Source organism: Brevirhabdus pacifica (assembly GCF_002797755.1).
In the GTDB taxonomy this organism is placed as follows: domain Bacteria; phylum Pseudomonadota; class Alphaproteobacteria; order Rhodobacterales; family Rhodobacteraceae; genus Brevirhabdus; species Brevirhabdus pacifica.
Genome location: NZ_PGFI01000011.1, coordinates 1,248,749 through 1,263,332, shown reverse-complemented (window position 1 = coordinate 1,263,332; position 14,584 = coordinate 1,248,749). Strand labels below are relative to the sequence as shown.

Genomic DNA, 14,584 nt, shown 5'->3' with positions numbered 1-14,584 from the left:
ATTGAATAGACATCGCTCAACGCTATTCCCCGCTGCATTACCGGAGAGTTAACCCTACATGGTCGTCACCCGCTTCGCCCCGTCTCCCACAGGTTACCTGCACATCGGCGGGGCGCGCACGGCGCTGTTCAACTGGCTCTTTGCCCGGGCCAACGGGGGGCAGTTTCTGCTGCGGATCGAGGACACGGACAGGGCCCGCTCCACCGAGGCGGCAAGCGAGGCGATCTTCGAAGGGCTACGCTGGCTGGGGCTGGACTGGGACGATGACGCGGTCAGCCAATGGGCCCGCCGGGACCGCCATGCCGAAGTGGCGCGCCAGATGCTGGAACGCGGCGCGGCCTACAAGTGCTTCGCCACCCAGGACGAGATCGAGGCCTTCCGCGAGGAAGCCCGCGCCGAGGGCCGCTCGACCCTCTACCGCTCCCCCTGGCGGGACGCCGGGCCCGAAAGCCACCCCGACGCGCCCTACTCGGTGCGTCTGCGCGCGCCCCGCGAAGGGACGATCAGCATCGACGATCAGGTGCAGGGCAATGTGACGTGGCAGGCCGATACGCTGGACGACATGATCCTGCTGCGCTCGGACGGCAGCCCGACCTACATGCTCGCCGTGGTGGTCGACGACGTGGACATGGGCGTGACCCACGTGATCCGCGGTGACGACCACCTCAACAACGCCGCCCGCCAGCGGCTGATCTACGACGCCATGGGCTGGGACCTGCCGGTCTATGCGCATATCCCGCTGATCCACGGGGCCGATGGCAAGAAGCTCAGCAAGCGTCACGGCGCCTTGGGGGTGACCGAGTATCGCGACATGGGCTACCCGGCGAGTGCGATGCGCAACTACCTCGCGCGGCTGGGCTGGAGCCATGGCGACGACGAATTCTTCACCACCGAGCAGGCGATCGAATGGTTCTCGCTGGACGGGATCGGCAAATCGCCCGCGCGGCTTGATTTCAAGAAGCTGGAAAACCTGTCCGGTCAGCATATCGCGGCGACGGAGAATGCTGCGCTGCTGAGAGAGATCGAGGAGTTCCTTGCGGCAACCGGCGCGCCGTCCCTGGACGAGCCGCGCCGCGACGGTCTTTTCCGCGCCCTGGACTTCGTGAAGTCCCGTGCGAAGACAATTCCAGATCTACTTGAGAAAGCTCATTTTATCCTGACCAGACGCCCTTTGGATCGGGACGAGAAATCGGCCGCTGCGCTGGATGATGTATCCCGTAGTATACTGGCGGAATTGACGCCGCACCTGCAGAATGCTAATTGGACGCGAGAGGCGCTCGAGGCAGATCTGAATGCCTTCGCAGAGGCCAGAGATCTCAAATTCGGAAAGCTCGCTCAGCCCCTGCGGGCCGCGCTTGCCGGTCGCTCGGCCACGCCGAGCGTATTTGACATGATGCTCGTCCTGGGCCGCGACGAAACCGTCGCTCGGCTCGACGAGGCCGCTGGAGGCGCGGTGGACTGACAAGGGTCCGCCGACGCCATTCAGCCAAAGGTTGGGGCGCAAAGCCCCTCGCACACTCGCCGCGACCCATGGGGTCCGGCGACCATGGAAGGGACGGATATGGCAGACCAGAAGAAACACGCGACGCTTGAATTTGGTGACACGCGCCTTGAGTTGCCGATGATGTCGCCCACTCTGGGCCCCGATGTCATCGACATCCGCAAGCTCTACGCCGAGGGCGACGTCTTCACCTACGATCCCGGCTTCACCTCGACCGCCTCCTGCGAGTCGACGATCACCTTCATCGATGGCGAGAAGGGCGAGCTGCTCCACCGGGGCTATCCCATCGACCAGCTGGCCGAGAAGTCCCACTATCTCGAGGTCTGCTATCTGCTGCTCTACGGCGAACTCCCCTCGGTCGAGATGCTGGAGGATTTCGAAGCGCGCGTGAACCGCCACACCATGCTGCATGAGCAGATGATGAACTTTTTCCGTGGCTTCCGCCGCGATGCTCATCCTATGGCGATCATGACCGGCGTGGTTGGCGCCATGTCCGCCTTCTACCATGACAGCACCGACATCAGCGATCCGTGGCAGCGCGAAGTGGCTTCGATCCGCATGATCGCCAAGCTGCCGACGATCGCCGCAATGGCCTTCAAGTATTCGGTCGGTCAGCCCTTCGTCTACCCGCGCAACGACCTCGATTATGCGTCGAACTTCCTGCGCATGTGCTTTGCCGTGCCGGCCGAGGATTACGTCGTCGACCCGATCCTCAGCCGCGCCATGGACCGGATCTTCACCCTGCACGCCGACCACGAGCAGAACGCCTCGACCTCGACCGTGCGGCTTGCCGGCTCCTCGGGGGCGAACCCCTTCGCCTGTATCGCGGCCGGTATCGCCTGTCTTTGGGGCCCCGCCCACGGCGGCGCCAACCAGGCCTGCCTCGAGATGCTGCGCGAGATCGGCACAGTTGACCGCATCCCCGAGTATATCGCCCGCGCCAAGGACAAGAGCGATCCCTTCCGGCTGATGGGCTTCGGCCACCGGGTCTACAAGAACTTCGACCCGCGCGCGAAGGTGATGAAGCAGTCCGCCGACGAGGTGCTGGACCTGCTGGGCTTCGAGAACAACCCGACCCTCCAGGTCGCCAAGGAGCTGGAAGCACAGGCGCTTCAGGACCCCTACTTCACCGACAAGAAGCTGTTCCCGAACGTGGATTTCTACTCGGGCATCATCCTCGAGGCGATGGGTTTCCCGACCTCGATGTTCACGCCGATCTTCGCGCTCAGCCGCACCGTCGGCTGGATTTCCCAGTGGAAAGAGATGATCGACGATCCGGTGCAGCGTATCGGTCGCCCGCGCCAGCTTTACACCGGCGCGCCCCGCCGCGACTACGTGGATATCGAAAACCGCTGACATCCGTGGGCCCCTCGGGACCCATTCGGACAGTGATACCGGGCCGCCCCTGCCAAGGGGGCGGCCCGTCGTGTTTCCGGGCATGACCTCGGCCGTCAGACCGTTTCAATGAGGCGGGGTCCGGGGAACCAGCCCCGCGCCCAGGTATTGGGCCTGCATGGAACCCCTCGCCCTCCCTGCCCTTGTCTGCGCGCTGGCCTTCGCCGCCGTGCACCTCGCCACCCCCTACCTGACCTTCTTCAAGGCCATGCCCCGAAGCCGCTGGCTGTCCTTCGCGGGCGGGGTGGCGGTGGCCTATGTCTTCCTGCACCTTCTGCCCGAACTCTCCGAGCATGAGGCGACCCTCGCCGAGGGTGGCGACGGGCGGGGCATCGTGGTCTATGCGCTGGCGCTGGCGGGGCTTGCGGCCTTCTACGCGCTGGAGCGGATGGTCAAGCTGGGCCGGGCCGCCCCTGCAACCGGCGAGGCGTCCGCTAACGGGGACCGCTCCGTGCATGGCGAGGAGCACGGCGACGACCGGATCTTTTGGATCCACATCACCTCCTTCGCCCTCTACAACCTGCTGATCGGCTATCTTCTCCTGCACCGGGAGGAAGGGGGTTGGCTGTCGCTGGGTTTCTACTTCGTTGCGATGGGCCTGCATTTCCTGACCAGCGATTTCGGCCTCAACCAGGATTACCCCGCGCTTTACCGTTCGCGGGGGCGCTGGGTTCTGTCGCTGGGGGTGCTTGGCGGCTGGCTGCTGGGCGTCGCCGTCGATCTGCCCGAGGAGGCCCTGATCGGCCTTTTCGCCTTCTTGGCGGGGGGCGTCGTGCTGAACGTGCTGAAAGAGGAGCTGCCGGAAGAGCGCAAGAGCAGCCTTGCGCCCTTCCTGCTGGGTGTCGCGGGCTACGGCGCGCTTCTGATCGCGCTATAGCCCCGGGGAAATGCGCCTCAGCGCCCTTCGTAGGCGGGCGGACGCTTCTCGAGGAAGGCGATCACCCCTTCGCGGAAGTCGCGGGACTTGCCGCATTCGCCCTGAAGCTGTGCCTCCAGCGCAAGCTGGGTGTCGAGGTCGTTGTTGTAGCTGGCGCGCAGGGCCTGCTTGACCGCGCCATAGGCCTTGGTCGGGCCATTGGCCAGATGGGCGGCACGGCCGAACCAGTGGTCGGCAAACTCGGCATCGGCCACCACTTCCCAGATCATGCCCCAGTCGCTGGCCTGCCGGGCGCTGATCTTGTCGGCAAACAGGGCGGCACCCATGGCCTTGGCAAACCCGATCTGGCGCGGCAGCCAATAGGTGCCGCCCGCGTCGGGGATCAAGCCGATGCGGGTGAAGGCCTGGATGAAGCTGGCGCTTTCGGTCGCGATCACTACGTCGGCGGCCAGGGCCAGGTTCGCCCCCGCCCCTGCCGCCACGCCGTTGACGGCGCTGATCGTCGGCACCGGGCAATCGTAGATCGCCTTCAGCATCGGCTCGTATTCGTCGCGCAGGGTCCGTTCCATGTTGATGTCGGTGACATCGCGCCGGTCTGCCAGGTCCTGGCCCGAGCAGAAAGCGCGATCGCCCTTGCCGGTCAGCACCACCACCCGCGCCGAACGCCCCGCCTCGGTCACGGCATGGGTGATCTCCAGGCGCATCTGGGCATTGAGGGCGTTCATCACCTCGGGACGGTTGAGGGTGATGACCGCGATACCGTCACGGTCGCTCAGGCGGATTGTGGAATAATTCAAGCTGGGGCCCTCCGGCGAAACTGGATTTCGCACCCGAGGATAGCGAAAGCCCGGCCGGAGGGAAGGCCGCAAAGCCGTCCCCGGGGCCGGGCGACGCGAAGTCAGGGGCGCGTGGCGCCCCCGAGGATCATCCGTTCAGGATCTGATCCAGCCGCGCCTTCTCCCCGTCCGAGAGGGTCTGATCGACCGTGGGGGCTCGGCTGCGCCGGATCACGTAGTAAAGCGCGCCCGCCAATGCAAGAAACAGCGCCAGGGGCGCCGCGATCCACAAAAGCAGGTTGGCGCCCTTGGTGGTCGGGTTCAACAGCACGTATTCCCCGTAGCGATCCACGAGGTAGGCGATCACCTCCTCGTCGCTGTCGCCGGCGACCAGACGCTCGCGCACCAGGATGCGCAGGTCCCGCGCCAGATCCGCGTTCGACTCGTCAATCGACTCGTTGCGGCAGACCAGGCAGCGCAGGCCCTTGGAAAGCTCCCGCGCGCGGGATTCCAGTACCGGGTCCGACAGGACCTCCTCGGGCTCCACCGCGGCCAGCGGCAGGGTGAAGAGGACCAGCATCACGGTCAGGATCAATCGCTTCAGCATGGGCCTACTCCGCCGGCATGGGAACAGGGGTCGCGCGGGTCTTGCGCGCGCCGGCCGCGATGCGATAGCGGCGGTCGGTCAGCGACAGCACGCCGCCCAGCCCCATGATGATCGCGCCCAGCCAGATCCAGTTGGCGAAGGGTTTGATGTAGGTCCGGACCGCCCAGCCACCGTTGGCCTGCGCATCGCCGATGACCAGATAGAGGTCACGGGTCACGCCCAGGTCGATCGCCGCCTCGGTGGTAGGCATGCCCGCCACCGGATAGACGCGCTTTTCTGGGAAAAGCCGGGCAACCTCGGCCCCGTTCCGCTCGATGGTCAGGTCGGCACGGGTCGCCAGGTAGTTGGGTCCGCGCAGCTCCTCCACCCCGTTGAGGGTGATGGTATAACCGCTGACCTCATAGCCCTCGCCGACATGGGCGACGCGGATATCCTCGACCTCGTAGGCCATCATGGCCGAGATGCCGAGGATGGTCAGGCCCAGGCCTGCGTGGGCCACGGCCTTGCCCCAGTCCGCGCGCGGCAGGCGCAGGACCCGCTGGAACCGGTCGCCCAGCCCCCCGCGACCCGAGCGCAGGCCAAGATCCACGACCGACCCCGTGATCAGCCAGACCGCCAGGAAGATGCCGATGGGGCCGAAGGCCGAGCGGCCGGTCTGCATGGCCCACAGAAGCGCCCCGGCCAGCACGGCCAGCGCCAGCGGCCAGCGCAGGGATTTCAGCGCCTTGCCGATCCGCCCGCGTTTCCAGGGCAGGATCGCCCCGATCGGCAGGACGATCGCCAGCAGCACCATGAAGGGCGTGAACGACGCGTTGAAGAACGGCGGGCCGACGCTGAGCTTACGCTCGAAGAAGGCCTCGGCGACCAGCGGCCAGATGGTGCCGACAAAGACGATCAGCGCCGCCACGGCCAGCAGGACGTTATTGAGGACCAGCATCGATTCGCGACTGACCACCGAGAAGACGCCGCGCGCCTCCATGGCGCTGGCGCGCATGGCGTAAAGGACCAGCGCCCCGATCATGAAGACGCCCAGGATCATCAGGATGAACAGGCCACGCTCGGGGTCGGTCGCAAAGGCGTGGACCGAGGTCAGAACGCCCGAACGCACGATGAAGGTGCCGATCAGCGAGAAGCCGAAGGCCAGGATCGCCAGCAGGATGGTCCAGCTTTTCAGCGCCTCGCGCTTTTCGACCACGATGGCCGAGTGCAGCAACGCGGCGGCCAGCAGCCAGGGCATGAAGCTGGCATTCTCGACCGGGTCCCAGAACCAGAAGCCGCCCCAGCCAAGCTCGTAATAGGCCCACCAGGACCCGAGGGCGATGCCGATGGTCAGGAACAGCCATGCCGCAAGGGTCCAGGGACGCACCCAGCGGGCCCAGGCCGCATCGACGCGCCCTTCGATCAGGGCGGCGACGGCGAACGAAAAGGACATCGAAAGCCCGACGTAGCCGAGGTAAAGGAACGGCGGGTGGAAGGCGAGGCCCGGGTCCTGGAGCAGCGGGTTCAGATCCTCGCCGTTCAGGGGGGGCACGGCCAGCCGCGCAAAGGGGTTCGAGGTGAACAGAATGAACGCCAGGAACGCCACCCCGATCGAGGCCTGCACCCCCAGCACCCGCGCCCGCAGGGTCGCCGGCAGGTTCTGTCCGAACCAGGCCGCCGACGCGCCGAAGAGCGACAGGATCATCACCCACATCAGCAAGGAGCCTTCGTGGTTCCCCCAGACGCCGGTCACCTTGTAAAGCATCGGCTTGGCGGTGTGGGAGTTGGCGGTCACGAGCGCCAGCGAGAAATCCGATGTCACGAACGCATAGGTCAGCGCCGCGAAGGCGCCCCCCGTCAACAGGAATTGAAGGGTGGCCGCCGGTTCGGCAACCGCCATCCAGCCCGACCAACCCTTATGCGCCCCGACCAGCGGGATGATTGTCTGCGCCACGGCCACCATCAAGGCGAGAATGAGCGCGAAATGTCCAAGTTCTGCTATCATGGCGGGATGATATTCGGTTTTTGGCATGTCTGCCAATGCCTGATCGGTCGCACCCCCGCTGGAGGGTTCATCACGTTTCGATGAACCGCCCCGGAAAACCCGCCACGCGGCTCAATTTCGGTCAGCCAGCCACTCTTCCAGCGCCGCGTTGCGGTCATGGAATGCCGCTCCCGATGCCGGGGCTGCCTGTCCCTTGTTGGATTGCCCATTGGGCGCGTTCAGGGGCACCGGGGCGGGGGCAACTGGCGCGGCGTCCGCCTGATCCCGAAGCTGGGCCAGATTGGCCTGAACCAGGGGTGTCAGTGCCAGCGTGCGCGCGACCGAGCGTTGGAAATCCTGCCCCTTCAACTGATAGCGGGCACCGAAGTAGAAACTGACGATCGCCCCCAGAAGCCACCACATGGGTTCGGGCACCAGCGCCAGCCCCTGCATTCTTGCGGCGAACCACACGGGGTCGACCATCGCGGCCACCAGAAGGCCCAGCGTCCCCAGCGCCAGCGCCGGGCGGGGCAGACGGTTCAGCCCGTCCATGAACCGGTCAAAGCCCCCGCGCCCGTCCCCGCCGCGGGTCGCAAACTCGGCCGCGAACTCCTCCAGCGCCCGCCCGTGCCGGGCAGAGGCGCGCCCTGCCCCGGCCTCCGCGTTCTCGCGGAAAACCTCGGCCGTCTCGCGCAGCACGTTGCCGCCATTTCCGAAAAGCGTCGCCAGGACCGTCTGGATCATGCCCATGCCGCCACCCTCCGTGCGTGTTCTGCGGCATCAAGGTGATAGCGCGGGGCGATGAACGCCTCTGCCCGGCGGATCCAGCCCCCCTTGCCGCCATCGCGCCTGCGGGCGAACTTGCGCAAGGCGGGGCGCCGGTCGCCCAGGCGGTAATAGTAGTTGCGCCGCTCAATCCCGTAGGCATCGGCCAGGTGATCGGGGGCGGCGCGCATCGCAGCGGCGGCGGCCGCGCGGGTCCGGGGGCCGATGCGCCCGTCAACGGCACAGGCAAAACCCATGCGGTCCAATAGGCGCTGCAACAGGCGCACGGCCTGACGACCGGCGTTGACCTGCATGTCGAAGACACTGGCGCGCAGCGGTTCGGGAAGGCCCGCGATGCCCGGCTTGCGATAGTAATGGTCGATGAAGATCGCAACCGCGTCTGCCCGGCTGAGACGGCGCAGGTCGGCCCGGTCGACAACCCCGTTGCCGTCGATGTCCCGGCCAAGTCCACGAAGCGTGCCGATGGTCACACCGTGGTTGGTGGCACCGCCCGGATCATCCGGATCGTCGGACCAGCCACCCTCCCGCGCCACGATCTCTTCCGCGATCTGCCGAACCGTCTGCATTCGCCACCCCCTTCTTGCGGGGCGCGCGCATGCCGCCCGCCCGCGTCAATCCCGCGACGCAGGCTGGGGAATGCCGGTTAAGATCGGGAGTCCTTGGCGTCCGGCTCCTGGTAGACGCCCTGTTCCTTCAGCGCGTCCACGACCTCTTTCGGCATGTAGGTCTCGTCATGTTTGGCAAGAATCTCAGAGGCTTCGAAGACGCCGTTGACGTAACGGCCGGTGCCGATCATGCCCTCACCCTCGCCAAACAGGTCGGGCAGGACGCCGGTGAAGGTGACAGGGATCGTGGCGCCGCCGTCGGTGACGCTGAAGCTGATGGTCTTGCCTTCGCCGCGCCGCAGGCTGCCTTCCTCGACCAGGCCGCCCATGCGGAAGACCTCGCGCTCGGTCGGCGGCTCGGCCGCGATCTGGCTGGGGCTGCGGAAGAAGTTGATGCCGTCGCGCATCGCGTATCCGATCAGCGCGGTCGAGATCGCCAGCGCCACGAAGGCCACCACGATGATCTGGATCCGCCGCTTCTTTTTCAATCCACGCATGACGTCCTCCTACGGGAACACCGGGGCCAGCATCAGCCCCTCGGTTTCGGCATTGCCCAGCATCAGGTTGGCGTTCTGCAACGCCTGCCCCGAGGAGCCTTTGGTCAGGTTGTCGAGGGCGGCGACGACAACCGCGCGCCCGGCGATCCGGTCCCCCACCACGCCCAAATGGCAGAAGTTCGAGCCGCGCACGTGACGGGTCGAGGGCAGTTCGCCAAAGGGAAGCACCTCGAGGAACGGCTCGTCCGCATAGGCCGCGCGCAGGGTCTCGTGCACCGTCTCGGCAGATCCGCGCACGTAGACCGTGGCCAGGATCCCCCGGTTGGCCGGCAGCAGATGCGGCGTGAACTGCACCTGAACGGGCCGCCCCGCCACGGCCGAGAATTCCTGATCGAACTCGGCCAGGTGGCGATGGGTGCCGCCGGCGGAATAGGCATGGGTGCCTTCCGACAACTCGGCGTGAAGCAGGTTTTCCTTGAGCGAGCGACCAGCACCCGACACCCCGGTCTTGAGGTCGATGACGATCTCGTCCAGGTCGATAACCCCGGCGGCGATCAGCGGGCGCAGGGCAAACTGCCCCGTCGCCGCGTTGCATCCGGTGCCGGCCACAAGGCGGGCGGCGCGGATCTCGTCGCGGTAGAACTCGGTCAGGCCATAGACTGCCTCGGCCTGCTGCTCGGGGGCGGCGTGGGGCTTGCCGTACCATTTCTCGTAGGCGGCGGCGTCACGCAGACGGAAGTCGGCCGACAGATCGACGATCTTGACCGTCTTGGGCAGCTCGCGGATGACCTCCTGGCTGGTGGCGTGCGGCAGGGCGCAGAATACCAGGTCCACGCCGCCGAAATCGATCTGGTCGATGGTGACAAGCTCGAGCAGGTCCAGGTGGCGCAGGTGGGGGAAGACGGCGCCCATGCTCTGGCCGGCCTTGCGGTCGGCACTGAGGGCCACGATCTGCATTCCCGGGTGGGTCGCGATCAGGCGGACAAGCTCGGCCCCGGTGTATCCGCTGGCACCCAAAATGGCGATCTTGTGACTCATGAATAGCCCTTTTGTCTTTCGGTGGGGGATTTAAGCATGTTCCGCCCCCCGCGCAACCGTTGCACCGCGCGGGACGGGTCACGATGCCGCAAGGTTGCGGGCGGAACGCCGGGTCGCGCCCGGCGGCCCCTGTGGTCCCCGGCGCTGCGGCTAGGCCTGCTGGAAGGTGATCTGTCGGCGCAGGAACTGGGTCGCGCCATCGCTGACGCGGCGCGGATCGCCGGTTGTCAGAAAGACCGACTCGTCCCCTTTTCCCAGTAGGTGGGGGTGCCGCTCAAGGTAGTCCGACAGGCTTTCGGCGACCAGGTTGGCCTGGCTGAAGACCCGCACGTCCGGCCCCAGCGCATCCTGGAAGACCTGTTCCATCAGCGGGTAATGGGTGCAGCCCAGGATCGCGGCCTCGGGATGGGGCATCCGGCGTTTCAGCGCATCGACGTGGGAGCGCACGAGCGCCTCGGCCAGCATCAGGTCGCCGGCCTCGATCGCGTCGACCAGACCGCCGCAGGGCTGAGCCTCGACATCGACGCCGATGGCGCGGAAGGCCAGTTCCCGCTGGAAGGCGCGGCTAGAGACGGTGGCCGGGGTGGCGAAGAGGGCGACATGCTTCACGCCCACCTCGCGCGGGGGCGAATTGTCGCCCCACTGACGCTCGGTCAAAGCCTCGATCAGGGGCACGAAGACGCCCAGCACGCGCTTGTTCGGCGGAATGAAGCTTTCCTGCATCCGACGCAGCGCGGCTGCCGAGGCAGTGTTGCAGGCCAGGATCACCAGATCGCACCCCCGGTCCCACAGCTTCTGTGTCGCGTCGCAGGTCAGCTTGTAGACATCATCGGCGTCGCGCACGCCGTAGGGGGCGTGGGCGCTGTCGCCGAGGTAGACCAGAGGAACCTCTGGCAGGCGCCGGCTGACGGCGTCGAGGACGGTCAGACCGCCCAGTCCCGAATCGAAGATACCTACGGCCATGTGCTCACTCGGATTTTCTGCCACGCGACGGGCGGGTTACGGGCGGGGTTCCCTGAACGGAATAAGTGCAGCCGGGGCCGATGTCCATCACCCTCCGGCACCGGGAGGCCGTGCGCGGGGCGCGGCCTATTCGGCCGCGGCCCGCATCGGCGCCGCCGGATCGCGGAAGGCCTTGAGGATCTCGTCACGCCGGCGCGCGGCGACCCGCGCGGCCTCTTCCTTGACCGGTCCGAAGCCCCGGATCGACAGGGGCAGTTCGGCCAGGGCGATGGCGGCGTCGCGGTTCTCGGGGCTCAGCCCGGACAGGACCTCGTCCATGTCCTGCTCGTACTGCCGGATCAGCTGGCGTTCCATCCGCCGCTCTGCGCTGTAGCCGAAGGGATCGAAGGGCGTGCCGCGCAGGCGCTTGAACGGGGCCAGCAGGCGGAATGCCGTGCCCATCCACGACCCGAAAGCGCGCTTGCGCGGGCGCCCGTCCGGTCCGGGGCGCGACAGCAGCGGCGGCGCCAGGTGATAGCGCAGCTTCAGATCCCCGTCGAATTCACGCCGCAGGCGCGCCCCGGTGTCCAGATGCAGCCGTGCCACCTCGTATTCATCCTTGTAGGACAGCAGCTTGTGATACCCCCGCGCCACTGCATCGCGCAGATCGGGGTCGTCGAAACGCGCCACCAACGCCCGGTAGCGGCGGGCCAGACGCGCCGATTGGTAATCGCGCAGGTGGCCGGCACGGAAGGCGATCGCCTCCTCCCCGCTTCGGCGCACGGGATGCGGGCCGGCCTGGCCCGAGGCGTCGGCGGCCAACCCGGCCGCGCCCTGGGGATCGACCGCGCACCAGCGGCCGTATTCGAACGCCTCGACATTGCCCTCGACGGCGGTGCCGTTGAGGGTGATCGCCCGGGTGATCGCCGCGTGGCTGAGCGGGATCAGACCCCGCTGCCACGCCGCGCCCAGCAGCAGCATGTTGGAATAGATCGAGTCGCCCAGCAGCGCCCGCGCCAGCACGGTCGCGTCGAACATCGACAGCCCGTCGCCCAGCCGCGCGCCCAGCGTCATCTCAAGCCGCTCGAAAGGAATGCGGAATTCGCGGTTGCGGGCGAAATCGCCGGTCATCACCTCGTGGCTGTTGACCACCGCTGCCGTGCGATCCTTGGTCATCAGCCCCAGGGTCTTGGACCCGGCACTGACCACCAGGTCGCCGCCCAGCAGCACGTCGGCCTCGCCGATGGCGACGCGGATGGCAGAGATGTCCTGGGGCTTCTCCGCAAGGCGGCAGTGGATGTGCACGGCACCGCCCTTCTGGGCCAGACCCGCCATTTCCATCATGCCCGCACCCTTGCCGTCTAGATGGGCGGCCATCGCCAGCACCGCGCCGACGGTGACGACCCCGGTGCCGCCGATGCCGGTGATAACCACGTTGCAGGTGCCGTCGATTGCCGGCAGCGCGGGTTCGTCCATGTGGGGCCGGGTGATCTTGCGGGTGGCGGATTTCTTCAGCTTGGCTCCCTCGACCGTCACGAAGGAGGGGCAGAACCCCTTGAGACAGCTGTAATCCTTGTTGCACGAGTTCTGGTCGATGGCCCGCTTGCGGCCAAGCTCGGTCTCCTCGGGGACGATGGAGACACAGTTCGACTGCACCCCGCAATCGCCACAGCCCTCGCAAACCTCGGGATTGATGAAGACGCGGGTGTCGGGATCGGGGAAGGTGCCGCGCTTGCGGCGGCGGCGCTTCTCGGCGGCGCAGGTCTGGACATAGACCAAGGCCGAGACGCCCTTGGTCTGGCCCAACTCTTCCTGCACGGTCATCAGCTCGTCGCGCGGGCGGGCGGTGACATCCGAGGGCAGGCGCGAGGTGTCGAAGCCTTCTTTCTCGTCATGGACCACGACCACGGGGCTGACGCCCATGGCGCGCAACTCGGCAATGATGCGGTGGGCGTCGAGGCCACCGTCGTTGGTCTGGCCGCCGGTCATCGCAACGGCGTCGTTGTAGAGCAGCTTGAAGGTGATGTTCGTGCCCGCGGCCACCGCCGCCCGCACCGCCTGCAGGCCCGAGTGGTTGTAGGTCCCGTCACCAAGGTTCTGGAAAACGTGCTCGCGGGTCGAGAACGGCGCCTCGCCGATCCAATTCGCGCCCTCGCCGCCCATCTGGGTGAAACCGACCGTCTCGCGGTCCATCCACTGCACCATGTAGTGACAGCCGATCCCGGCGTAGGCCCGTGCCCCCTCGGGCAGCCGGGTCGAGCTGTTGTGCGGGCAGCCCGAGCAGAAATAGGGCAGCCGCGCCGCCACGTCGGGGGCGTTGTCGGCCTTGCGCGCCTCTGCCAGCTTGGCGAGGGCGCCGCGCATCCGGTCGGTCGCCCTGCCCTCCTCGATCAGGATGGCGCCGATCTTCTCGGCAATCATCACCGGGTCCAGCGCGAAGCGGGCCGGAAACAGCTCCTCGCCCCGCTCGTTGCGCCACCCGTAAACGCGGCGGCCGCGACGGTCGTTGAAGATCGCCTCCTTGACCTGAACCTCGATCAGCTTGCGCTTCTCCTCGACCACCACGATCAGGTCCAGCCCGTCGGCCCAGGCGTTGAAGCTTTGCTCGTCCAGCGGCCAGGTCATGCCGATCTTGTAGGTGGTCACGCCCAGCCGTTCGGCCTCGGCCTCGCCGATACCCAGAAGTTGCAGCGCATGCACCAGATCCAGCCAGTTCTTGCCGGCCGCGGCAAAGCCGATCTTGGCGCCGGGCTTGCCCAGAACCCGCTTGTCGATCCGGTTGGCGCGGGCGAAAGCCTCGGCCGCGAAACGCTTGTAATCGATGATCCGCGCTTCCTGGGCGACGGGCGTGTCGGCAAGGCGGATGTTCAGCCCGCCTTCGGGCATGGTGAACTGGGGCGTGCGGAATTGCAGGCGGAAGGGATCGCCATCCACGACCGAGGTGGCCTCGACCGTGTCCTTCATGCATTTCAGCCCGACCCACATCCCCGAGAAGCGCGACAGCGCATAGCCGAACAGGCCATAATCCAGGATCTCCTGCACGCCGGCGGGGTTCATGATCGGCATGTAGGCATCGACCAGCGCCCATTCGGATTGGTGCAACGTGGTCGAGCTTTCGCCGGTGTGATCGTCGCCCATCGCCATCAGAACGCCGCCGTTGGGCGAGGTGCCGGCCATGTTGGCGTGGCGCATCACGTCGCCGGAACGGTCCACTCCCGGCCCCTTGCCGTACCACAGGCCGAACACGCCGTCGTAGCGCCCCTCGCCGCGCAACTCGGCCTGCTGGCTGCCCCAGAGGGCGGTCGCGGCCAGGTCTTCGTTCAATCCGGGCTGGAAGCGCACGTCGGCGGCCTCAAGCAGCTTGCCCGCACGCGCCATCTGCAAGTCCACCGCACCCAGCGGCGAGCCGCGATATCCGGTGACATACCCGGCGGTGTTCAGCCCTGCCTGCCGGTCCCGGGCCTTCTGCATCAGCATCAGGCGCACAAGCGCCTGGGTTCCGTTCAGCAGAACGGGCGATTTCTCAAGGTCGTAGCGATCGCTGAGGCTGATGTCTTGCATGGTCATCGAACTCCCCTCCCCTGGGTGCGACATTTG

At 66.8% G+C, this 14,584-nt stretch carries 12 protein-coding genes; 3 read left to right on the top strand and 9 right to left on the bottom strand.

Going from position 1 to position 14,584, the window contains the following annotated elements:
- Positions 1-58 precede the first annotated feature (58 nt).
- The 3 genes from gltX (at position 59) to CLV77_RS16700 (ending at position 3,773) form a co-directional block, all read left to right on the top strand.
- Complete coding sequence (gltX, locus tag CLV77_RS06025; RefSeq protein ID WP_076978818.1) at positions 59-1,462, top strand: glutamate--tRNA ligase; 1,404 nt, start codon at positions 59-61, stop codon at positions 1,460-1,462.
- Positions 1,463-1,561: 99 nt separating this feature from the next.
- Positions 1,562-2,857 carry a citrate synthase gene (gene gltA, locus CLV77_RS06020; RefSeq protein ID WP_076978819.1) on the top strand — a complete coding sequence of 432 codons (1,296 nt, stop codon included), beginning with the start codon at positions 1,562-1,564 and terminating at the stop codon, positions 2,855-2,857.
- A 157-nt stretch (positions 2,858-3,014) separates the two neighbouring features.
- A complete protein-coding gene (locus CLV77_RS16700; RefSeq protein WP_076978820.1) occupies positions 3,015-3,773 on the top strand; it encodes a hypothetical protein in 759 nt (252 codons plus the stop codon).
- Between the two features lie 17 nt (positions 3,774-3,790).
- On the opposite strand, the gene CLV77_RS06010 is transcribed toward CLV77_RS16700, so the two are convergent.
- The 9 genes from CLV77_RS06010 to CLV77_RS05970 form a co-directional block, all read right to left on the bottom strand.
- Positions 3,791-4,570: an enoyl-CoA hydratase-related protein gene (locus tag CLV77_RS06010; protein ID WP_076978821.1), complete on the bottom strand. Its 780-nt coding sequence runs from the start codon at positions 4,568-4,570 to the stop codon at positions 3,791-3,793.
- A 127-nt stretch (positions 4,571-4,697) separates the two neighbouring features.
- Positions 4,698-5,156 carry a cytochrome c-type biogenesis protein gene (locus tag CLV77_RS06005; protein WP_076978822.1) on the bottom strand — a complete coding sequence of 153 codons (459 nt, stop codon included), beginning with the start codon at positions 5,154-5,156 and terminating at the stop codon, positions 4,698-4,700.
- Positions 5,157-5,160: 4 nt separating this feature from the next.
- Positions 5,161-7,140 (bottom strand): heme lyase CcmF/NrfE family subunit, encoded by a 1,980-nt coding sequence (locus tag CLV77_RS06000; protein WP_076980939.1) that lies wholly within the window; start codon positions 7,138-7,140, stop codon positions 5,161-5,163.
- Positions 7,141-7,251: 111 nt separating this feature from the next.
- Positions 7,252-7,869: a holin family protein gene (locus tag CLV77_RS05995; RefSeq protein WP_076978823.1), complete on the bottom strand. Its 618-nt coding sequence runs from the start codon at positions 7,867-7,869 to the stop codon at positions 7,252-7,254.
- Positions 7,860-8,471 (bottom strand): holin-associated N-acetylmuramidase, encoded by a 612-nt coding sequence (locus tag CLV77_RS05990; RefSeq protein WP_076978824.1) that lies wholly within the window; start codon positions 8,469-8,471, stop codon positions 7,860-7,862. The genes CLV77_RS05995 and CLV77_RS05990 overlap by 10 nt, the downstream gene beginning before the upstream one ends.
- A 77-nt stretch (positions 8,472-8,548) precedes the next feature.
- Positions 8,549-9,007, bottom strand: a complete 459-nt coding sequence (gene ccmE, locus CLV77_RS05985) for a cytochrome c maturation protein CcmE (protein ID WP_076978825.1) — start codon at positions 9,005-9,007, stop codon at positions 8,549-8,551.
- A gap of 9 nt (positions 9,008-9,016) precedes the next feature.
- Entirely contained in the window at positions 9,017-10,045 is a 1,029-nt protein-coding gene (argC, locus tag CLV77_RS05980; RefSeq protein WP_076978826.1) for an N-acetyl-gamma-glutamyl-phosphate reductase, read from the bottom strand.
- A 150-nt stretch (positions 10,046-10,195) separates the two neighbouring features.
- Positions 10,196-11,008, bottom strand: coding sequence for a glutamate racemase (locus tag CLV77_RS05975; RefSeq protein WP_076978827.1), 813 nt, complete (start codon positions 11,006-11,008; stop codon positions 10,196-10,198).
- A gap of 126 nt (positions 11,009-11,134) precedes the next feature.
- Positions 11,135-14,554: an indolepyruvate ferredoxin oxidoreductase family protein gene (locus CLV77_RS05970; RefSeq protein WP_076978828.1), complete on the bottom strand. Its 3,420-nt coding sequence runs from the start codon at positions 14,552-14,554 to the stop codon at positions 11,135-11,137.
- Positions 14,555-14,584 lie beyond the last annotated feature (30 nt).